The organism is Streptomyces sp. NBC_00377 (genome assembly GCF_036075115.1).
GTDB lineage: Bacteria > Actinomycetota > Actinomycetes > Streptomycetales > Streptomycetaceae > Streptomyces.
In genome coordinates this window covers 417629-438143 of record NZ_CP107958.1, presented here as the reverse complement: position 1 = coordinate 438143, position 20515 = coordinate 417629, and the positions used below count along the sequence as shown (strand labels likewise).

The following is a 20515-nucleotide window of genomic DNA, read 5'->3' as shown; positions in this document are numbered from 1 at the left end:
AGGGGCGTGGTCACCAGGATGTCGACCCGGCTGTCGGGGTCGTCCACCCAGTCGACCGGCACCTCGTGGATACGCAGCCCGGAGCGCTCGGCGATCACCAGCAGTTCGGTGTCGAAGAACCACCCGGAGTCCTGCACCAGGGGCAGTAACCGCTCGGCCACATCGCGGCGCACCGCCTTGAACCCGCACTGCGCGTCGGAGAAGCACACGGCGAGAGTGGAGCGCAGAAGGGCGTTGTAGCAACGGGAGGTGATCTCCCGCTTGGGGCCGCGCACCACCCGGGAACCGGGGGCCAGGCGGGTGCGGACGTCATCAAGGACGGACAGGCATGGCGGGCGGTGCTGCGAGGCCGCGCCCTCAGGGCGCCCTGCCGGGCGACGCCCTGCACGGCATCGTCCGGCCAAGCAACGGCACTGCGCGACCCCGGCGTTCACCCGGCGTCCCCGACAACCGGCCCGCCGTTCACGCGAACTGCTGCGGCTGTCTCATGAGCGGACGCCGCCCAGGAGCATCACCGCAACAGGCGGACAGGGGACGGTCGAGGAACGGAGGCGCGAAACCCCGACCACTCCGTGTCTGCGTCGTCGCGAGGAGAATTCGCAAGCGCCCGGGGCCGGGCCGCCGGACAATGATCGTCATGACACCCCTCCACGCCAACCCCCTCTTCACCCGGCTCGCCGATGCCGAAAGGATCCTCGTCGCGGGCGCGGGTGGCGGCTTCGACATCTATTCGGGGCTGCCGTTGGCTCTCTCCCTCCTGCATCAGGGCAAGCAGGTGTACTTCGCGAACCTCTCCTTCAGCGCACTCGCCGGTCTCCCGATCGATGACTGGGTCGCCCCCGACCTGGCCGCCGTCACTCCCGACTCCGCCTCGCACCAGAGCTACTTCCCGGAGCGGACCCTCGCTCAGTGGCTGAGCCGACACGCATACCCGTCGACCGTGTACGCCTTCCCCCAGACCGGGGTACGCCCGCTGCGCGCCGCCTACCAGGCACTGATCGATCTGCACCGCGTCGACGCCGTGGTGCTGGTCGACGGCGGTACGGACATCTTGATGCGCGGTGACGAAGCCGGGCTCGGTACTCCGGAGGAAGACCTGACCAGCGTGGCGGCGCTGGCGGCGCTGGAGGACATACCGACCCGCCTTGTGGTGTCGGTCGGCTTCGGCGTGGACGCGTACCACGGCGTCAACCATGTGCAGGTACTGGAGAATATCGCCGCCCTGGAGCGCGACGGTGCGTACCTCGGTGCGTTCTCGATACCGCGCGCCACCCGTGAGGGCGCTCTGTACCTCGACGCGGTGGCACATGCTCAGCACCACACCCCGGAGCATCCCAGCATCGTGAACGGTTCCGTCGCGGCAGCCGTGCGCGGCTCGTTCGGCGACGTCCGCTTCACTGACCGCACCCGGGACAGCGAGCTGTTCGTGAACCCGCTGATGTCCCTCTGCTTCGCCTTCGACCTTCCCGGCCTGGCCGCCCGCTGCCTCTACCTGGACCGGATCGAGGACACCCACCTGATGCGTCAAGTCCATTCACGTATCGCCGAGTTCCGCGAGTCGGTAGTGACTCGTCCTCCTCGCCGCTTTCCGCACTAGAAGGTCGCCCTGGCGCGGGCGGCCGCCCGGAGGCGTGGGGAGCTCGGATGCGTTTCCCGGCTCTGGAGGACGTCCCAGTGATGATGGTGGACTTCGAACGGCGGGCGGTGGAGCTGCCGGAGGGCACTCGACGGCAACGCGGTGGCGGCGGACGGCACCCATATGGACACCTACCTCGACAACCTGCTCTCCGAGACGAGCGTCCGCTACGGCAAGCCGGGCGGCATCGCCTACCACCACGTCTCGGACACCTACATCGCGCTATTCACGCACTTCATCCCATGCGGCGTCCGGGAGGCCGTCTACATCATCGAGGGCCTGTTGAAGAACACATCTTTACCTCGCCGTCGACCGGCGGCCTCCCGACAACCAGTGTGCCGGCGTCGGCCTCGGGCACGCCCCGGGAGCTTCGTGACTACTTCAACCGTTGGCGGATGCGTTGCCGTGCCCAGAGCGCCGAGACCGTGGGCACGATCGCGGGGCGTTCATCGCGGCCGGAGGCTCAGGAACCAGCCACGTTTGTGGGCGCGGTCCAGCCGGTAGCTCGGATCCACTCGACCAGGTCCAGGGTGGCCGGCTCGATCGAGCGCACCACCGCGAGGTCCGAAGGGTATTCCGCCGCCTCCGCGAACTGGCGGAACATCGCCTTGTCGAGGTCGTTGGGAAGCACGCTCAACGGGAGGGCCTCGTACCGTGCCGGGAGCCCGACGCGCGCGCCGAACGCCGCGGCGATCTGGGGGCCCGTCAGCTCGTCGCCGACGAGCTCGACGGCTCCGCCGGGCGCCTCCGCGGCGTCGAGCAGGAGCGCGGCGGCGACCAGGCCGATGTCCCTGACCGAGATCATCTTCAGGGCGACGTCCTCCGGCAGCGGCAGCCTCAGCACGATCTCCCCATGCTCCAGGCTCGGTGCCATCACGCTCGCGAAGTTCTCCATGAAGGCGGTCGGGCGAACCATCGTGGCCCTCAGGCCGGACTTCCTCAGGTGCTCCTCGATCCAGTGCTTCGAGTCGTGGTGCGGCACACCCGACTCCCGGTCCGCTCCGAAGACCGAGTTGAACACGACGTGCGGGACGCCCGCCTCGACCGCCGCGTCGACGAGCGCGGTACCGATGCGGATCTCCGCCTCGACCTCTTCGAGGCTGTTCGCCTCCGGCGTCATGAAGTAGAACCCCTCGACTGTCGCCAGGGCGGTGGCCAGCGACGCCGGGTCGTCGGCCCGGATGGCCGCCAGCTCGACGCCGCGGGCGGCCAGCGCCTGAGCCCGGTCGGACTGCGGGTTGCGGACCAAAGCCCGCACCCGCGCCTTGCGGTCCAGCAGCGCGTCGACCACCGCCCCGCCCTGTTGCCCCGTCGCGCCTAAGACTGCGATCGTGCCGGTCGTCTGTGTGCTCATCGCTGCCACCCTTCACTAGTTCATGCCATGAACGAAACTAGTTCATGGCATGAACTACGTCAAGGTGTGGGTGTAGCGGGACCTCACGGTGTGATGGGTTGATTCGAGGTGGGCGAAGAGAGGTCCGACGTGTCCACGATGGCGGTGGCCACGCGCTCGAAGTCGCGCTGGTCGTCGGCGTCGAGGTTCCTCGCGATCTCGGGCAGGCGCTTGGCGACCTCGGCATAAAGGGCCTCGGCGAGCACCTTCCCCGTGGGCGTCGCACTGAGCATGACGACCCGTCGGTCCTGCGCCGAGCTTGCCCGGCCGACCAACTCGCGCCGCGCGGTGCGATCGACCAGCTGGCTCAATGCGTTCTTGGTCATACCCAACGACGCGGCGAGGTCGGCCATCTGCCGCGGCTCGTTCCTGACTGCGCAGAGCAGCGTGGCCTGCGAGGGGGTCAGGTCGAACTCGGCGCAGATCTGCGCGTACTTGCGTTGAATCACAACCGAGAGCCAGAAGAGCTTGTCGCCATAGTCCACGCCGACCTCCCCGGTCCGATGACGAACGACCAGCCTACTCGTCGCGGGCCGGCAGACCACGCCACTCACCAGGAGATGCACACCTCTCTGGCCAGTGCGTGATCACCTTGTTCAGGTTCACGCGGTTGCGGGCCAGGTCCTCCACAACCGCACCCGCTCATGGGCCCACAGGTCCTCACCGTCACAAGCCCAGATTCGCTTGCCGTGCCGCGAGGTCTCCAGGAACCGGACGAACAGCGTCAGGTCGCGGGCGTACGCCGCCACGCTGTTCTCCGCCCGCGCCCCCCGGCTCGGCAGCTCACGCAAAAAGCGGTTCAGATCCACGTCGTACGAACCGTCACCGCAGAGAAGGAACGGCTGCCCCTCCCCGACACCGAAGCGATCCAGCACGTCTGCGGGGACCGTAGCTGTGCAGGATGCCAGGCGCACACGCAACGTGGGATACAAATCCGCGATCACAGGGGTGCTCACCCCCGCCCCTCCTCTCTACCCGTGACTCGACGCAACCACCCTCTCGGAGGCAGAGAGAGTCCTGCGGGCTACTCCACGCAAAACCACCCGGGCCGGTAACCTCTACCGGCAGCCCGCTCGGTGAGACGTCCGTGGTAGTTCGCATAAACGGCGACCTCGTGGTGTCGGAGCACGGCTGTCCACGAGGGCGGAAGCGGTCCCACTGAGCGGTTTCCAGGGCTACCCTCGCTTGCTCGCGCGTCCGCATGCTCGCGGCGCCGTCGCAGAAGGACGCACCGACGTACAGGAATGTGGGACACGGATGCGAGGGAAACGGGTCGGGCCCATGGCTGAGCGTGCCGTCATGCGCCGGATCGGTGCCGCGGTCGTGTCCCTGGCCGCGCTCGGGGCCATGGCGTGGCCGGTGGAGGCGCAGCCCCGGCCGCCGCAACGGCCCTGGACCGCCCCCCGCCGTGTGCCACCCACCCGCGCGGTCCACGCCGTGGACCTGGCGCACCCCCGCGCGGCACTCTCCGGTGATGCCGCCCGGTCGTCGCCGGCCGACTACGCCCCTGTCACCGCGAGGGTCGAAGGAAGGGTGGGTGACACCGTCGTGGTCCGGCTCGGCGTGCGGAACCTGAGTCCCGGTCCCGCCGACGACGGAGCCTCCGGGACCTTCGCGGTGGTACCGCCTCCCGGGACCACGGTCACGTCCATCCCCTGGGAAGGGGACGACGACGATCGCAGGTACTCCTGCCGACTGCCGCAGGACAAGGACAACTACTTCTTCCTGTGCGACGGCAACCCCTTGCCCGGCTCCTCGGCCACCATCGGTTTCCACATCCGCATCGACAAGCGGATCCCCGGGGCCGAGGGCTCCGTCACCGCGTACAGCCCGAACGACCCCGTGCCCGGCAACGACCGCGCGACGATCCCCGTCGAGGCCGCACCCGCGCCGCTGTGGCGGTGGCAGAACCCGCTGTGGCGTCGGCAGCACTGGGCGCCGGCCGCGGGTGTGCTTGCCCTTGCGGCCCTGACGGGCGGATGGTTCGTCAGGAGGCGGCGGACCCACAGCCCCTGACGGTGGTCTTCTTCGACCTTCCGGGGCCATGCCCGACAGCCGGCCGGCGGAGAAGGGCCCGGCGGCCTCGGGTGTTCCGCCCGCTGTTGCCGGCGGCGGCCTGCCGCGTCTTCACCCGTTGTCGTCCAGGAAGGCGGGGATGCCGCCGCGGGCCGGGTAGTGCGGCTCGGGTGCCGATGATCCACGCCACGCTGCGCGGCTGGACGACCCCCACGGTGTTGCGCAGCCTTCGCCGGCCCGAGCCGGTCGCGGCCGTCGACAAGTGACTGTGGCCGGCACGTTCACGACGAACCCCGGCCCGCCCACCCTTCCGGCCCTCGAGCGGTGGGCCGCTCGCGGCCCCAGGCGGCCAGCGGCTGGAGTGCGTCGTTGAGGCGCACCCCGTCATCGGTCAGTGAGTACTCGACGCGGGGCGGCACCTCGTCGTAGGAGACACGGTGCACGACGCCGTCCGCCTCCAGCTCGCGCAGGTGAGAGGCCAGCACCTTCTCGGTGATGCCCGTCAGCAGTCGGCGCAGCTCACCGAATCGGCGGTGGGGATGCTCGTGGAGCGCCCACAGAATCAGCACTTTCCACTTGCCGCCGATCACCTCCATCGCGGCGTCGATCCCGCAGACGTGCCCCTCTGGTGCGCCCGGCCGGTTCAGCGTCGTCATGCCCCACCCCTTCTGACGTGCTCGCTCACCCCGGGGTAACCACCCACCGCCAAGTGGGTACTTGATCGCCTCCGGCTCTGCGGCCAGCCTAATCGGCATGGCACACAACACTCTTGAGAAGACACCCGTCACGCTGCTGGGCCTGGGCGCGATGGGCACCGCACTGGCTCGCACCTGGCTTGCCGCCGGCCACCCGCTCACCGTCTGGAACCGCACCCCGGCCCGCGCCGAGCCCCTTGCCGCCGAGGGCGCAAGGGGCTCGGACACCGCCGCGGAGGCGGTCGCGGCGAACACCCTGATCGTGGTGTGTCTGCTGGACGACACCTCGGTCGACCAGGTGCTGGCCGGCACCGACCTGGTCGGCAGAGATCTGGTCAATCTGACCACCAGCACCCCTGATCAGGCGCGTGCACGCGCCGAGTGGGCGCGCGAGCGCGGTGCCCGCTACCTGGACGGCAAAATCATGGCTGTCCCTCCGATGATCGGCGTCGCGGAAGCCGGCGGCTATGTCTTCTACAGCGGCTCGCCGCAGTTGTTCGAGCTGCACCGGGAGACCTTGGCCGTCCCGGCCGGCACCACCTATGTCGGTGAGAACGCGGGCTTCGCAGCCCTGTACGACGTGGCTCTCCTCAGCGCCATGTACGCAATGTTCGCCGGTGCCGCCCACGCCTTCGCCCTGACCCGCAAAGAGGACATCGACCCCACTGCGCTCGCCCCGCTCCTGGCCGACTGGCTCGTCGCGATGGCCCCCGCGGTTCACCAGACAGCCGACCAGCTGCGAAGCGGCGACTACACCAAGGGCGTTGTCTCCAACCTCGCCATGCAGGTGTCCGGCACACCGACCTTCCTGCGCACCGCCGAGGAGCAGGGTGTCAGCCCGGAACTGCTCAGCCCGTACTTCGAGCTCATGCGCCGCCGCCTGGCCGAGGGGAGCGGCGAGGAGGATCTGACGGGCGTGATCGACCTTCTGGTGCGCTGAGCGGCCCCGTCCTGCCACAGGGGTGGCCGCGTGTGGGCGCGGGCCGCAGACGAGAAGCGGCCGTCCTTCACCGTCCCCGCGAGTGCGAGTGCGTACACGACCTGCCGGGTGGCATCGGGCACCTGCGTTGCCGTGCAGTGTGTACCCGCGACGGTGCAGTCGGTGCAGCCGTCGAACGGAAGAGTGGGCGGTGGATGGGCCCGCATTCGCACGCTGCCGGAACCCGCCGTCAGGGAAGGCGGGAATGGCGGCGGTTGACCGCGCAAGTGTCACGGGCCGAGGGACAAGGGCGTGTCCGGCGGCGTTGAGGGTACTCGGCCGTCACGATAGGTCAGCACGTGTATCTGCCCGAGGAAGAAGCCGGCGTGAGCGGACATGGCCGACGCATCACCTGGGCGCTCCTGCTCGGCGCGCTCATGCTGGCTCTGAGCGCCTGCGGCGGGAGCGCAGCACGCAAAGCGTCAGCGTCCGCTGCGGCCACGGCCTTCGAGAAGGCGCTGAGCGGCGGTGATCGGACGGCACTGTGCGCGGCTCTCGCCCCGGAGACGCGCGGTGAGGTGGAGGATTCAGCGAAGAAGGCGTGTGCCGACGCCATCGTCGAGCAGGTCCTTTCCGCCGGGGGCCCGATCCACGGCGTGGACGTCCACGGGCGCCAGGCGCGGGTGGTGCTGGCCTCCGACACCTTGTTCCTCTCAGAGTTCCGGGACGGCTGGAAGATCACCGCGGCCGGATGCCTGCCCCGCCCCGGCCGGCCCTACCAGTGCTCCGTCAAGGGGAGCTGACCCATGCGCACCATGTTCACGCTCTGCCTGGCCGTCGTCCTGGGCGGGCTGGCCTACTTCATCGCGGTGGGGCTGATGCAGCGATGACCCCCGCCACGCCGCCGCCCCCGGGCGGGATTCCTGGCCGCGACAACGAGAAGGACGACGCCGTCAAGGGGCGGAGGGTGCGTCGCTTCGTACGGGACAACGGCATAACTCTGGGTTTCGGTTTCGCCTTCCTGCTCGCTCTCGCCGGGCAGGCGATCGCGGGCAGCGCGGAGTTCAACAACCAGCTCGCCACCGACGGGCTCGCGCAGATCGGCTTCCTCGACTACCTCACGACCTCGGACTTCGCGGTAGACGTGGCGGAGAACTGGCAGTCGGAGTACCTCCAGTTCTTCCTGTACATCTTCGCCACCGTCTGGCTGCTCCAACGCGGCTCGCCGGAGTCGAAGGAGATGCACAAGGCCGGCCCTGAATCGGATGAGGACCAGCGGCTGGGTGAGCACGCCGGCCCGGACTCGCCCCGCTGGGCAAGAGCGGGTGGAGTACGCCAGGCGGTGTTCTCCCGGTCGCTCGGTCTGGTCATGGCCGCCTTGTTCCTCTTGTCCTGGCTGGCCCAGTCCATCGCGGGCGTCGCCGCCTACAACGAGCAGCAGCTGAGGCAGCTGCAAGCTCCCATCGGGTGGACGCAGTACATCGCTTCCGCCGATTTCTGGAGCCGCAGCCTTCAGAACTGGCAGTCCGAGCTCCTGGCCGTCGCGTCCATGGCCATCCTCTCCGTCTACCTGCGCCAGCGTGGTTCCCCGGAGTCCAAGCCCGTCGGCGCCTCCCACACCTCCACCGGCGTCGAGGGATGAGTGAGGCGGGAGCAGTGGTCGAGGGTCGTGGGCGGCAGGCGGCACCCGCCGAAGCATCCGCGACCGCATCCGCATCCAAGCGGCGCAGGGGGCACGAAACTTCCCGGAAGGCCGCGTCGCAGCCTCCCCCGAAGTCGCCACCCGGCTTCCTTCCGAGCGCACTACGCGACCTCCACCGAGCGGTGACGCACACCCCGCAGCAAGCGAGGTGTGCGACTGCCGTGCGTGCGAAAGCCCGCACCGGGTCGGCTTCCGAGCCCGGATCGCGCTCAGGCTGAGGGATGCCGGTCCGCGTCCGTGTCGGTGTCCGCAGCGGTCACGCTCGCGTCCGCCGTCCGGCCGAGCCGCTGTGCATCCTCAGGCTCACGGCGAACACGTTGAACAGCGCCACCCCGAAGCCGTTCAGCATCATGGCGAGCAACGCGAGCACGGCGACATACACGCCGATGTGACTGACGACCGGAACGAGCAGCAGGCCGAGCGCGGCCAGCACCGTCCCCAGGGCCTGGACGGATGGATGTAGTGCGAAACCGGAGGTTCCGTCGGGCCCGGCCCTTGGGAGCGGCCTGTGCACCGCCCCGGGTCCGTGACGAGAAGTGCCTGCTCGGCGCCACGCCACTTGATCACGAAACGGTGAAGGTTCCCCATCGCACGCAACCACACAGGGTCCACACCGGTCGCATACGTGTAAGACACATCGATACCTCGGGGACATCATGAGCCAGCAGTATCCACAGCAGCCCGACCAGCCGTACCAGCAGCAGCCCAACCAGCCGTACCCGCAGCCGCCGGGCTACGGAGCGCCGGTGCCCCAGCCGCCGAAGAAGCGCAGCGTCGGCAAGATCGCCGGTCTCGGCTGCCTCGGCGTCGTCGGCCTGTTTGTCATCATCGGCATCGCGGCGAGTGCCGGCGGCGGCGACTCGAGCGACACCGCCAAGAAGGACAAGGCCGTGGCCGCAACCGCGTCCGCGAAGACCGACGGGGCCGGGGAGGCGCCGGCGAAGAAGGAGGCTCCGGCCGAGAAGACCAAGGCCGAGGCAACCCAGGCCGAGACGTTCCAGGCCTGCGTCGCGAAGACCGGCACGGCCACCGAGAAGGCCGCCGTCAAGCACGTCACGAAGGTCACCGGCGCTGACAAGCGGAACGACATTCTCGACGCCCCTGAGGTGTTCACCGATTTCACGGGCGGGCTGATGGGACCGCACCAGGGTGAGGGGAAGCTGATCGCCAGCGCGTTCACGTCGTGCTACGAATCCGACAACGGGCTGGTGACCGTGTACGACAAGGACGGCGGGCTCTTGGCCAACGCGAACTACTGACCGGGCCGACTGCCCTGTCTGAGGCAGTTTGACCACCGGGCCCCGCCGGGCCGTTCTTCGCTCCGGCGGGGCTCTTTGCTGCGCCCCGAGCTCGGCAGAGACGGGGCTGTGACTCAGGCGTCGATGATGACGGGGATGATGAGGGGCTTGCGGCGGTGGGTGCGGAAGGCCCAGTTCGCCACGGCGCGGGCGAGGAGCTGCTCGAGTTGGCGCGCGTCCCCGACGCCTTCGTCGGCCGCCGTGGACAGGGTCTTCTCGATGACTGGGACGACCGACTCGAAGGTGGTGTCGTCGTGGACGAAGCCGCGGGCCAGGAAGTCGGGTGCCTCGGCGAGGGCGCCGGTGTCCGCGTCGACGATCGCCACCACCGTGACGACGCCTTCCTCTGCGAGGGTGAGGCGGTCCTTGAGGGACGCTTCGGTGGCGCCGCCCACTTCCATGCCGTCCACGTAGACGTTGCCTGCGGGGACCTTGCCGGTGATGGACGCGCGTCCGTCGACGAGGTCGACGACGACGCCGTCCTCGGCGATGACGACCCGGTCGGGGTCGACGCCTGTACGGATGGCGAGGTCGCCGTTTGCCCGCAGGTGGCGCCATTCGCCGTGCACGGGCATGACGTTGCGGGGTTTGACGATGTTGTAGCAGTAGACGAGTTCCCCGGCGCTGGCGTGCCCGGAGACGTGCACCTTGGCGTTGCCCTTGTGGACCACGTGGGCGCCCCACCGGGTCAGCCCGTTGATCACCCGGTAGATGGCGTTCTCGTTGCCGGGGATGAGGGAGCTGGCGAGCAGGACGGTGTCGCCCTTGCCGATGCGGATCACGTGGTCGCGGGTGGCCATCCGCGACAGCGCGGCCATCGGTTCGCCCTGGGAGCCGGTGCAGACCAGCGTGATCTTGTGGTCGGGGAGCTTCTCCAACTCCTTCGTACTGACCACCAGGCCGGAGGGGACCTTCAGGTAGCCCAGGTCACGGGCGATGCCCATGTTGCGGACCATCGAACGGCCGACGAAGGCGACCTTGCGGCCGTGCTGGTGGGCGGCGTCCAGGACCTGCTGGATGCGGTGCACATGACTGGCGAAGCTGGAGACGATGACCCGGCGCGGCGCTGTGCGCATCACCTGCTCGATCGCCGGGTTCAGCTCGCGTTCGGAGGTGGTGAAGCCGGGTACTTCGGCGTTGGTGGAGTCGGTGAGGAACAGGTCCACGCCCTCCTCGCCGAGGCGGGCGAAGGCGCGCAGGTCGGTGATGCGGTCATCGAGAGGGAACTGGTCCATCTTGAAGTCGCCGGTGTGCAGGACCAGCCCGGCCCGGGTGCGGATCGCGACCGCGAGACTGTCCGGGATGGAGTGGTTCACCGCGACGAACTCGCAGTCGAAGGGCCCGAAGCGGCGCCGGTCGTCTTCCCGCACGCGCACCGTTCGTGGCCGGATGCCGTGCTCCTTGAGCTTGGCCTCGAGGAACGCCAGCGTCAGCTTGGAGCCGACGACGGGAATGTCGGACCGCTCGCGCAGCAGGTACGGCACGCCGCCGATGTGGTCCTCGTGGCCGTGGGTGAGTACCACGGCCACGACGTCGTCCAGCCGGTCCCGGATCGAGGTGAAGTCCGGCAGGATCACGTCGACGCCAGGCTGGGTCTCCTCGGGGAAGAGCACGCCACAGTCGACGATGAGCAGCTTGCCGGCGTGCTCGAAGACGGTCATGTTGCGGCCGATCTCACCCAGGCCGCCCAGGGCGGTGATCCGCAGGCCTGCTGCGGGAAGGGGCGGGGCGGCTTTGAGGTCGGGGTGCGGATGGCTCATACCCTGACGTTACCCGGAGTGTGGGACGGCGTGATCCACGGCGTGTGTCATCTCTGCCTCCCGGCGGAGCGTGACGTCCGCGGTGGGCGCCCTGGGCGGCTGGATCACGCCGGTGGCCGGCCCGGATTTGCACGCGGGGCGGCCAAGGATGCGGTGGTTGCGTACACGCCCATGGAGACAGATGATCCTTGAGTGAGTGTCAGGTCCATCATGCCTGTTCACAGGCGGTTTCGGTAGGACGCAGCGCACGTCCGTTCGACCTTGTGGCAGCCGGTGTCGCGCGCCAGACTCGTCGTCATCCACTCTCCGGCCAGCGTGCCGGCAGCCGTTCTCGGCTGTCGGCACGTTCGCCGTGCTGTCTCGCCGTGTGACGGGCGCCGGCCGGAGGGGGTCGGGACGAAGGGGGATCGGTGGATCAGGACATGATCGTGCTGGCGAGGGTCAGGCTGCTCGGTGCCAACCGGCGGGTGGTGCGCGGTGCGGAAGGGCTGTGGATCTACCGTCTTCTGGCGCAGGTCGAGCCGGAGGTGTACGGGTCGAAGCTGGCGTACGTCCTGGTGGAGGTGAGCGCGTCGCCCCTGGTGCGGGAGTTGCCTGAGCGACGGTTGGCCCTGCTGGACGAGGCCGTGGAAGTGGCGAAGGCCCTCGATATGTCGAACCCGTACCGGGAGAAGGTGCTGGCGAGGGCCCTGACCGCCAGGCAGCGGGAGCTGGAGGGCCGCCCGGCGCAGCCGCTCACGCCCGGGACGCCACGCTCCTGAGGTCGGGCACCCTGGGGACGTCGTTCGTCATCGACGACACGGCGCTCGCCGTGAGCGGAGCCCGAGGGGGTGGGCCGGTGCGGCCCACCCCCTCGGGTCAGGACGCCGGCAGGGTCCGCTCCGGCGTGTTCCACCCGGAGACCCGCACCCGCGGTGCCGAGCCGTGCAGATCGGCTGTCCGGTACGTGGCCGTCAACGTGACCGATTCGCCGGGCCAGAGACCGACCTCGTTGTCGGACCACTGGACCGGCAGCACCGGCTTCCCCGCCGCGTCCACCAGATGCACGTCCGTCAGCAGCGACGGCGTCCTGCCGGTGTCCGTGTTGCGCACGGTGACGGTCGTGGTCGAGGTGCCACCCGACGAGGTGGTCGATGCCGTCGCCGACACCGGAGCCTGCGCCATCGTGCCCAGTCCCTTCAGGTCGGCGTAGCTGGTCGTCGGCGTGTAGTACCAGTCGGTGTTGTCCCAGTCGAGGGTGTCCGGCTTGGTGGAGAGCCAGTAGACGTTGCGGCTCACCTCCCTGCCTGCCGAGTCGCTCAGGACGAGGCGCGCGAGGTAGGTCGTCGACAGACCGCTCACCGACGAGGGCAGGGTGAGTGCGGTGCTTCGCGCGCCGTCGCCCCCCACCGTGACACCGGTGACGGTCTTGTCGTACTTCTGGGTGCCGTCGGTGTTGAACAGCGTGGTCCGCGCAGTGAGGCCGGACGCCGAGGCGTGCCGGTTGTTCACCACGACGACCGACCGGTTGTCGTACGAGTACTGCACGTGCAGCGGCTCGTTCGCCTTCTTCGCCCCGAAGTAGGCGCCGCCCTGGTCGAGGTACCGGTCCATCAGCTGCCAGTGGAGTGAGGTCCAGCCGCTGTTGAACATCCAGTAGACGACACCGGTCGAGGGTTTCGAGGAGTCGGTGGCGTTGCGTCCGTATGCCTCGAACTGGGCGCGGACGTTCTCGTACTGGGCGAGCTGTGCCTTGCGGACGTAGTCGGCGAGGCCGGTGGGTGCGCCGTAACGTCCGGTCAGCGCGTCGTCGTAGAGCTTCAGGGTGCTGAAGGTCGACGACGGCGACCGGTGGTACTGCTTGGAACCCGGGTTTTTCCAGAGGGTGTCGAGTTCCGCCTGGCTCATCATGCGGCGCAGGGTGTCGAGTGTCGGGATGTCGGGGCCTGCGCTGGTCTCGGAGTTGAAGCCGGTGGCGCCGCCCTCGCGCTTGGCGTACCAGTAGTTCGGCGGGATCCAGTCGTAGGGGCCGGACATCTTCATGCCCGAACTGCCGCTGACGGGCGAGGACTTGTCGGAGGCGGCCGCCACCACGGGGGTGGGCCAGTCGGCGGCCTTCAACGCGTCGAGGTAGTTCTTCTCGATCGTCGCGTCGGGCGCGAAGTCGCTGCCGATGAGGAAGGAGACGACGCTGGGGTGGTCGCGCAGCCGGGCGGCCTCGGCGGCCATCGACGCCTTGGCGACCGGGTAGTCGGCGGCGGTCCACTTGTCGCCCGCCTCGCCGCCGTTGACGTTGCCCTCCCACTTGTCGCAGCATTCCCAGCCGGGCAGCGTGAGGATGCCGTAGCGGTCCGTGAGGTCGAAGAACTCGTCCGGTTCGATGTGCCCTTCGAGGCGGATGGTGTTGAGGCCGAGGTCGAGTGCGTACTTCAGGCGGTCCTCGACATAGGTTCTGTCCCAGCGCAGGAACTCGTCGGGGGACCAGCCGCCGCCCTTGATGAGGAGCTTCCGCCCGTTGACGCTGTACTGCCGGGCTCCGTCGGAGTTGAGGGGAGCCTTGACGTCCCGGATGCCGAAGCTCTCGTGCGCCGTGTCGGAGACGGTGCCGGCGGCGGATGCGGTGAGGTCCAGGGAGTACAGGGGCTGTCCGCCCATGCCCGCCGGCCACCACACCTTCGGCGAGGCCAAGTGCAGACCCGGGGCGTCGGCCGGAGTGAAGGTGACCGTCCTGGCCTCATGGGCGGCCAGGGAGACGGACTTGTCGAACGAGATCGCGCCGATGCTGCCGGAGACCGCGGCCGTGACGGGGGAGCCGGTGTCGTTGCGGACCTGGGCCTTGACCGTCAGATCCGCGGCGGCAAGGGACGGCACGTCGAGCTTGGTGACGACGTGCACGTCGCGCAGGGCGACCGGGCCGCCGCGCCGGACCAGCACATCACGGACGATGCCCATGTTCTCGTCGGGCGGCGGCTGCAACCAGTCGATCCAGCCCATGGTGAGTCTGCTGTTGGGGCTGTTGGGCTCGATGCGGAAGGCCACCGTGTTCGTGCCTGAGCGCACCAGCGAGGTGACGTCCAGTTCGTGGTGCGTGTACGCGCCCGCCACGTCGGCGGCCGTGGCGGCCTGGCGGCCGTTGACGTAGACGTCGGCGGCGGAGATCACGCCGCTGAAGTCCAGATACGTGCGCTCGGCGGTGTCGGCGACCGTGAAGTCCGATCGGTACCACCAGGGGACCTGGAAGTCGGCCTTGGGGATCTGCTGCTGGTTCGTGGAGTAGAACGGGTCGGCGTACTTCCCGGCCGCGAGCAGCGCCGCGAGCACTGTGGAGCGGGACCCCGCCGGGTACCAGCCGCTCGCCGGGTAGCCGGGGGAGGAGACGGCCGAAGCCGGGTCGGTCACCTTCGCCGTCGACTGGATGGTGTAGCCGGAGAGCGCCGTGGTGCCGCCGGCGCGGGACGTGACGGTGGTGACCTGGGCATGGGCCCGGGGTGGCGAAGGGGAACGGGCGCCGGCCGAGGCGCTCGTGGACAGCGTGCAGAGCAGACCCAGGGCGACGGCGGCCGTGACGAGGCGGCCTCTGACGACAGGGCGGTGGAACACGTATGTCTCCTAGGGAGGTGGGGGAGCATCCGCGCTACGACACTGCAAGTTAGGAAACTTTACTAATCGGGTCCTCAAGCTAGGGGCGGCGGCAAGGCATGTCAATCACCGGTCCCGGTGCGGGAGTCGCTCAGGGGGCCGATCGGCGGTCGAACACCACGTCCCGCGCGGTTCCCAGGGCCGTGGCCACCGCGCCCAGGAGCACCGCGTCCTCGCCGAGCCGGCTGGGCACGATCTTCGGCCGCAGGGGTGTGAGCGCGCGCAGGTTCTCCCGGACGGGGCGCAGCAGCAGGTCCACGCTGTGGCCCACGCCCCCGCCCAGGACCACGAGATCCGGGTCGAGCACCGCCGCGGCCGCCGCGACCGTGTGCGCGATCCGCTCGCTCTCCAGCCCGACCGCCTTGACCGCGGCGGGATTTCCCTGCCTGGCCGCGTCGAAGACCGCCTTGGCGGTGAGCTGCCCGGTCATCCCGAACCTCCGCGCCGACTCGACGACCGCCACCCCCGAGACGGCGTCCTCCAGCGTCTGGGGCCGCTGCTGCCCGGGCCACGGAAGGAACCCGATCTCGCCGGCGCCGCCGTGTGCCCCGGTGAACAGCCGGCCCTCGCTGACCACCCCCATGCCGAGCCCCGTACCGATCATGATGTACGCGAAGAGCCGGCTGCCCGCGCCGACGCCGTACGTGTACTCGCCGAGCGCCGCCAGATTGGCGTCGTTGTGGACCTCCAGCGGGACGCCCAGCTCCTCGCGCATCCGGTCGACCAGCCCGGCCCGGCCCCAGCCCGGCAGATGCATCGCGAACCGCACCCGCCGCTGCTCCGCGTCGTACACGCCCGGCGTGCCCACCACGGCATGCGCCACCTCGTCATGGCCGACGCCGGAGTTTCCGACGACCTGCCGGGCCGTGGTGACGACCAGGTCGGCCAGGGCGCCGGACGAGCGTGCCCGGTTGCGCACGTCCGCGCGGGCGACCAGCTCGCCGTCCAGGTTGGCGACCGCCACGCGCAGCCAGCCGCGTCCGATGTCGATGCCCAGCGCGTACCCGGCGGAGGGGTCCGGGGCGTACAGGACGGCGACCCGGCCGCGCTCCGGTGCGTGCGTGCCGACCTCGTGGACCAGGCCGGCCCCGGCCAGGGCCGCCAGTGCGCTGGAGACCGTCGGCTTCGACAGGCCCGTCTCCCGGGCGAGCTGCGCGCGTGAAGCGGCGCCGGCGGCACGCAGCCGGTCCAGGAGCAGGCGCTCGTTGGTGCTGCGCAACCGCCTGCGGTTCCACGGCTGATCCGGCTGGCCGCCGGCGTCGCCGACGGACATCGCATCATTCTCACCCATGGGGGACACCCTCTTGACGCATCTAGTAAGGCTCCTTAACTTTATCGCCCAAGCGAGAGTCCGTGCCTGAGTACAGGCTCTCAGCCTCGCCGGGCACGCCAAGGGGAGCCCAGCGTCGACCGGATACCCGCCGCCCTTGATCCGCCGGCCGCCGAGCAGCGTCGGTCGGCACGCCGTACATCTCCCCGCGTCCCGCTTCAGGAGGACCCTTGTCCGGTAGCCCGCCACCCGAGGGTGGCTTCGTCCGCCGTGTCGGCCTGTTCCAGGCGACCGCGATCAACATGAGCCAGATGTGCGGTATCGGGCCGTTCGTGACGATCCCGCTGATGGTCGCCGCGTTCGGCGGCCCGCAGGCGGTGATCGGTTTCATCGCCGGCGCGCTCCTGGCGCTCGCCGACGGCCTGATCTGGGCCGAACTGGGTGCCGCGATGCCCGGCTCCGGCGGCAGTTACGTCTATCTGCGCCAGGCGTTCCAGTACCGCACAGGGCGGCTGATGCCGTTCCTCTTCGTCTGGACGGCGATGCTGTTCATCCCGCTGATCATGTCCACCGGCGTGGTCGGCTTCGTCCAGTACCTCGGCTACCTCGCACCGGACATGGGAAGGACGACCGGCGACCTCGTGGGCCTCGGCATGATCGTCCTGGTGATCGCCCTGCTGTGGCGGGGCATCGAGCACATCGCCCGGATCACGGCCGTGATGTGGGCCGTCATGATCACCTCGGTCCTGCTGGTGATCGTGGCCGCGGCCACCGACTTCAGCGCGGACCTGGCCTTCACCTACCCGGCGCACGCCTTCGACCTCACCGGCAACCACTTCTGGCTGGGCTTCGCCGCGGGCCTGACCATCGGCATCTACGACTACCTCGGCTACAACACGACCGCCTACATGGGCGCCGAGATCAAGGACCCGGGCCGTACGCTGCCGCGCTCCATCATCTACTCGATCCTCGGCATCATGGCGATCTACCTGCTCCTGCAGATCGGCACGCTCGGCGTCATCGACTGGCACCGGATGACGGACCCCGACGACATCGCCTCCACCTCCGTCGCCTCGGCGGTCCTGGAGAAGACCTGGGGCAAGGCCGCGGCCGACACGGTCACCGTGCTGATCCTGATCACCGCCTTCGCCTCCGTGTTCACCGGCCTGCTCGGCGGCTCCCGGGTCCCCTACGACGCGGCCCGTGAACGGGTCTTCTTCCGCCCCTACGCCAAACTCCACCCCAAGCACCGCTTCCCCATGCTGGGCCTGGCGACCATGGGCGTGGTGACGGCGATCGGCTTCCTCATCGGCCGCCACACCGACCTGGCGACGCTGATCCAGCTCCTCACCACGGTGATGGTCCTCGTGCAGGCGCTGGCCCAGATCGCCGCGGTGACGGTCCTGCGCAGGCGGCAGCCGACCCTGCGCCGCCCGTACAAGATGTGGCTGTACCCCCTGCCCAGCCTGGTCGCCCTCGTCGGCTGGCTGGTGATCTACGGCTATGCCGACAAGAACTCGCCCGGCCGCCACCCCATCGAATGGTCACTGGCCTGGCTGGCCCTCGGCATCGTGGCCTACGCGCTGTGGGCGCGCTTCGAGAAGGTGTGGCCCTTCGGACCGAAGGAGATCACGGAGGAATACCTCACCGCGCCGACCCCCGACGCGGAGCCCGCGGAGGCTTAAGAGAGGGGCGGGCCACGCGGGTGCCCGCCGGGGCGGCCGGTCCGTCTGGGGCCCGGACCGGCCGCCCCCACCCTTACCTCCGCAGGGAATCCCGGGCCTTCATGTCGGCGCCGTGGTGCCGCCGTGTCCCTTCCACCGCCGCCGAAGGGTGCCGCTGCCAGGACAGGCCGACCCGTCTTCCAGCGTTCCGTTCCGTCGCTCCGAGGGTTTCGGTACCGTCCCAACGTCGGTGCGATCATGAGGGGGACGGGTGGAAGGTGCAGGCCCGGAGGCGGGGATGCCCGAGTCGAGCTGTCTGGTCGGCAGCTGGCTGGTCGGGCGCAAGAACCCGATGCAGGTCGTGATGAGCGAAACCGTGGCACTTGCCGAGGACGGCTGTCTGCGAGTGACGGCGTACGAAGACGGCTACGTGATACTTCCCGGCACCCGGTCCGGGGCCGGGCTTCCCCCGGACCGGGCCGCCCTGCTGGACGCGATCCTCGGCAGGGAAGGTGAGCTGCGGCTCCGGCGCGAACCCGGTCCGCCGGCCTCCCTCCGCGGTACCAGGATCAGCCTCGCGCAGCTTCAGGCGGGCGTGACCAAGGCTGCCCGTGAGCGCGGCTACTTGGCCCGACCGTATTACGTGCTGTTCAGCATGGCGATTGCCGTGGTGACCGGTGGATTCCTGATGTGGAGGGGGAACACCTCCACGGCTCTCGTGCTGTGCATGGCAGCGGCCCTGCTGGGCACGTGGTCGCTCCGCGAGACTCATATCAGCAAGGCCGGTGCCGCCGAGCAGCGACGTCTCCTCGCGCTGCAAGACCGTCTCCGGCGTCCGAGCCGGCCCGCACATCCAGAGGCGGAAACCTCGCTCGGCTATCGTCTGCTGCCCTGGGCCACTCTTCTGCTCGACGGCGAGGATTATGGCCGTTGGTACGCCGACAACCTGCTCGACGTCGGATTGCCCCGGTGGTGGGCGCAGGAACCGGACGGCCAGGACCCGACCTTGCGGTTCGTCTCCCAGGAAGGGATGAAGGGGCTCCTGCATTCGCTGCTGCACCACGTCGGCCCGTAGTCGGCTGCTTGCGTCTCGGTAGAACCCTGCCGGTCAGGAGGTCATCGCGTCCACGACCGTCGCGGATCCACAGCCGACGAGCTCCTTGATCGGCTCCTCGAGCGGCAGTCCGCAGTCGAGGACAACGTGGTTGCTTTCACTGCCCTTTACCACGTGACGACGTCAGTCTGAGAAAGCCGATCGGTAATCGGACTTTGTTCGGACACCTTCCGGGCTGAGAAAATCGGCCTTGAATGGCCACGGCCCCTTCATGAGCGCCGTGGGTCGGGCCCGACCTTCTACCACCCGAGTAGTCGTACGCCACGCAGGGGCGAACGCGCGGGACATGCCGTGTGAGCAGCCGGTGTCGTCACATCTCTTCCCCGCGCGCGGCGAGCAACCCCGCCACCGCCGCGCCAATACCCGAACCAGCACCCGTAACGAGATGTACTCCCATAGCTTGACAGATACCCCATATATGGATTTCACCCCTTGTGCAGCAAGCGCTTTGACAGCGACAAGCCTCGCTGGACGATCGAGGACCCCGCCACCATGGGCCGGGGGCCATCGCCTCTTGTCCCACGTGTACGGGCCACACCGCTGCTCCCTCACGTCGTCGCAGGCGGGTACACACACAACGCCGCTCAGCGCTGCGGCTTCGCTCGGGTCGTGCGACGCGTGGCAGCGGCCGGCGACCCGGACGGCCTGTGAGAGCACAGGGCGCCCTTCAGCTCACCAGAGCCCACGCGGTCGGCGGTGACGGTCCGGCACCACCGGGAACAGCTCCGCCGTCTGCCCAGGAACCTGACGGTGCGTCTCATCCGCGGCCGGTCCAGGCAGCCAGCGAACCTGCAATCACCTTTACTCAGGCGGGAGTTGAGTACGGGTGCTCATGTTCGGCATCCGCTGCGCGGCCAGTATGGGTGCACGGCGCCGACGAGAGCGCCGATGTGATCCAGCCGAGTTTCCAGGGGAACTTCTCATGTCGCGTCGTATCGTCCTGTCCGTGACTGCCGGTGTCGTCGTCCTCGCAGGTGCCGGGGCGTTCGCCCTCGCCCACGCCGGGGACCAGCCTCCGGCGCTGGCGCACAGCACGGCCCGCTACACCGCTCCCGACGGTGACCGCGACGGCTCGTTGACGTTCACCACCGACGTCACGGCGTCCTCCGATGTCAAGAACGTGAAGGTGCTGGCCTGGCCGGCGAACTCGTCCTTCGCGAAGAAGAAGCTGACCGCCAAGGACATGGCCGCCGCTGAGCCGGCCGTCTGCAAGCCCTCGGGTGGGGACACCGAGCGGTGCACCTACCGGGTCACCGTCACCCGCGAGGACGCCGACGGATCCCCGCGCGGCCTGTGGCACGTGGCCGTCCTGGCCACCGCCGAGGACGGCGACACGACGCTGGACACCAAGGCGGCCGATTTCACCGTGGCGTGATCTCGACGTGTGCGCGCCGCAACGGACCTGAGCAGCGCGGCGCTCATGCCCGCGC

At 69.3% G+C, this 20515-nt stretch carries 18 protein-coding genes and 3 pseudogenes; 11 read left to right on the top strand and 10 right to left on the bottom strand.

From position 1 onward, the window contains the following. Positions 1-8: 8 nt before the first annotated feature. Positions 9-308 (bottom strand): annotated as a pseudogene (locus tag OHS71_RS02195) (glycosyltransferase family 2 protein); the annotation flags it as partial. Between the two features lie 329 nt (positions 309-637). Between OHS71_RS02195 and OHS71_RS02190 the strand changes: the two are divergent. Continuing rightward, entirely contained in the window at positions 638-1597 is a 960-nt protein-coding gene (locus OHS71_RS02190; RefSeq protein WP_328476184.1) for a DUF1152 domain-containing protein, read from the top strand. A gap of 129 nt (positions 1598-1726) precedes the next feature. After that, a pseudogene (locus tag OHS71_RS02185) lies at positions 1727-1933 on the top strand (Tn3 family transposase); the annotation flags it as partial. A 166-nt stretch (positions 1934-2099) separates the two neighbouring features. Here the strand turns inward: OHS71_RS02185 and OHS71_RS02180 are convergent. The 3 genes from OHS71_RS02180 to OHS71_RS02170 form a co-directional block, all read right to left on the bottom strand. Continuing rightward, positions 2100-2990, bottom strand: a complete 891-nt coding sequence (locus OHS71_RS02180; RefSeq protein WP_328476182.1) for an NmrA/HSCARG family protein — start codon at positions 2988-2990, stop codon at positions 2100-2102. Between the two features lie 83 nt (positions 2991-3073). Then, entirely contained in the window at positions 3074-3514 is a 441-nt protein-coding gene (locus tag OHS71_RS02175; RefSeq protein WP_328476180.1) for a MarR family winged helix-turn-helix transcriptional regulator, read from the bottom strand. 117 nt (positions 3515-3631) lie between these two features. Continuing rightward, the gene (locus OHS71_RS02170) at positions 3632-3904 is read right to left on the bottom strand and encodes a site-specific integrase (RefSeq protein WP_328476178.1); all 273 of its coding nucleotides are present in this window, start codon (positions 3902-3904) and stop codon (positions 3632-3634) included. Between the two features lie 406 nt (positions 3905-4310). Between OHS71_RS02170 and OHS71_RS02165 the strand changes: the two genes are divergently transcribed. Next, positions 4311-5045: a hypothetical protein gene (locus tag OHS71_RS02165; RefSeq protein ID WP_328476176.1), complete on the top strand. Its 735-nt coding sequence runs from the start codon at positions 4311-4313 to the stop codon at positions 5043-5045. Between the two features lie 281 nt (positions 5046-5326). On the opposite strand, the gene OHS71_RS02160 is transcribed toward OHS71_RS02165, so the two are convergent. Continuing rightward, entirely contained in the window at positions 5327-5701 is a 375-nt protein-coding gene (locus OHS71_RS02160) for a winged helix-turn-helix transcriptional regulator (RefSeq protein WP_328476174.1), read from the bottom strand. A gap of 97 nt (positions 5702-5798) precedes the next feature. Between OHS71_RS02160 and OHS71_RS02155 the strand changes: the two genes are divergently transcribed. From OHS71_RS02155 to OHS71_RS02145, 3 genes are all read left to right on the top strand, one after another. Then, on the top strand, positions 5799-6680 hold the full coding sequence (locus tag OHS71_RS02155) for an NAD(P)-dependent oxidoreductase (RefSeq protein ID WP_328476172.1): 882 nt from the start codon (positions 5799-5801) through the stop codon (positions 6678-6680). 365 nt (positions 6681-7045) lie between these two features. Further along, complete coding sequence (locus OHS71_RS02150) at positions 7046-7462, top strand: hypothetical protein (RefSeq protein WP_328476170.1); 417 nt, start codon at positions 7046-7048, stop codon at positions 7460-7462. A gap of 83 nt (positions 7463-7545) precedes the next feature. Further along, a complete protein-coding gene (locus OHS71_RS02145) occupies positions 7546-8301 on the top strand; it encodes a DUF6766 family protein (RefSeq protein ID WP_328476168.1) in 756 nt (251 codons plus the stop codon). A gap of 316 nt (positions 8302-8617) precedes the next feature. On the opposite strand, the gene OHS71_RS02140 is transcribed toward OHS71_RS02145, so the two are convergent. Next, positions 8618-8794 (bottom strand): hypothetical protein, encoded by a 177-nt coding sequence (locus OHS71_RS02140; RefSeq protein ID WP_328476166.1) that lies wholly within the window; start codon positions 8792-8794, stop codon positions 8618-8620. Between the two features lie 223 nt (positions 8795-9017). Between OHS71_RS02140 and OHS71_RS02135 the strand changes: the two genes are divergently transcribed. Continuing rightward, positions 9018-9620: a hypothetical protein gene (locus tag OHS71_RS02135; RefSeq protein ID WP_328476164.1), complete on the top strand. Its 603-nt coding sequence runs from the start codon at positions 9018-9020 to the stop codon at positions 9618-9620. 113 nt (positions 9621-9733) lie between these two features. Here OHS71_RS02135 and OHS71_RS02130 read toward each other — a convergent pair whose 3' ends face one another. Beyond that, entirely contained in the window at positions 9734-11419 is a 1686-nt protein-coding gene (locus OHS71_RS02130; protein ID WP_328476162.1) for a ribonuclease J, read from the bottom strand. Between the two features lie 410 nt (positions 11420-11829). On the opposite strand from OHS71_RS02130, the gene OHS71_RS02125 reads away from it, so the two are divergent. Further along, positions 11830-12180, top strand: a complete 351-nt coding sequence (locus OHS71_RS02125; RefSeq protein ID WP_328476160.1) for a hypothetical protein — start codon at positions 11830-11832, stop codon at positions 12178-12180. A gap of 97 nt (positions 12181-12277) precedes the next feature. Here OHS71_RS02125 and OHS71_RS02120 read toward each other — a convergent pair whose 3' ends face one another. Both OHS71_RS02120 and OHS71_RS02115 read right to left on the bottom strand, forming a co-directional pair. Continuing rightward, entirely contained in the window at positions 12278-14998 is a 2721-nt protein-coding gene (locus OHS71_RS02120) for a glycoside hydrolase family 2 protein (protein ID WP_328476158.1), read from the bottom strand. A 130-nt stretch (positions 14999-15128) separates the two neighbouring features. After that, complete coding sequence (locus OHS71_RS02115; RefSeq protein WP_328476156.1) at positions 15129-16328, bottom strand: ROK family protein; 1200 nt, start codon at positions 16326-16328, stop codon at positions 15129-15131. A gap of 209 nt (positions 16329-16537) precedes the next feature. Here OHS71_RS02115 and OHS71_RS02110 point away from each other — a divergent pair, with 209 nt between their 5' ends. Together OHS71_RS02110 and OHS71_RS02105 are read left to right on the top strand one after the other, a co-directional pair. Next, positions 16538-17992, top strand: coding sequence for an APC family permease (locus tag OHS71_RS02110; protein ID WP_328476154.1), 1455 nt, complete (start codon positions 16538-16540; stop codon positions 17990-17992). Positions 17993-18269: 277 nt separating this feature from the next. Further along, positions 18270-19046 carry a hypothetical protein gene (locus OHS71_RS02105; RefSeq protein WP_328476152.1) on the top strand — a complete coding sequence of 259 codons (777 nt, stop codon included), beginning with the start codon at positions 18270-18272 and terminating at the stop codon, positions 19044-19046. Positions 19047-19398: 352 nt separating this feature from the next. Here OHS71_RS02105 and OHS71_RS02100 read toward each other — a convergent pair. After that, positions 19399-19482: pseudogene (locus tag OHS71_RS02100) on the bottom strand (SDR family oxidoreductase); the annotation flags it as partial. Positions 19483-20007: 525 nt separating this feature from the next. Here OHS71_RS02100 and OHS71_RS02095 point away from each other — a divergent pair. Next, the gene (locus OHS71_RS02095; protein ID WP_328476150.1) at positions 20008-20460 is read left to right on the top strand and encodes a DUF5707 domain-containing protein; all 453 of its coding nucleotides are present in this window, start codon (positions 20008-20010) and stop codon (positions 20458-20460) included. The last annotated feature ends 55 nt before the right edge of the window (positions 20461-20515 follow it).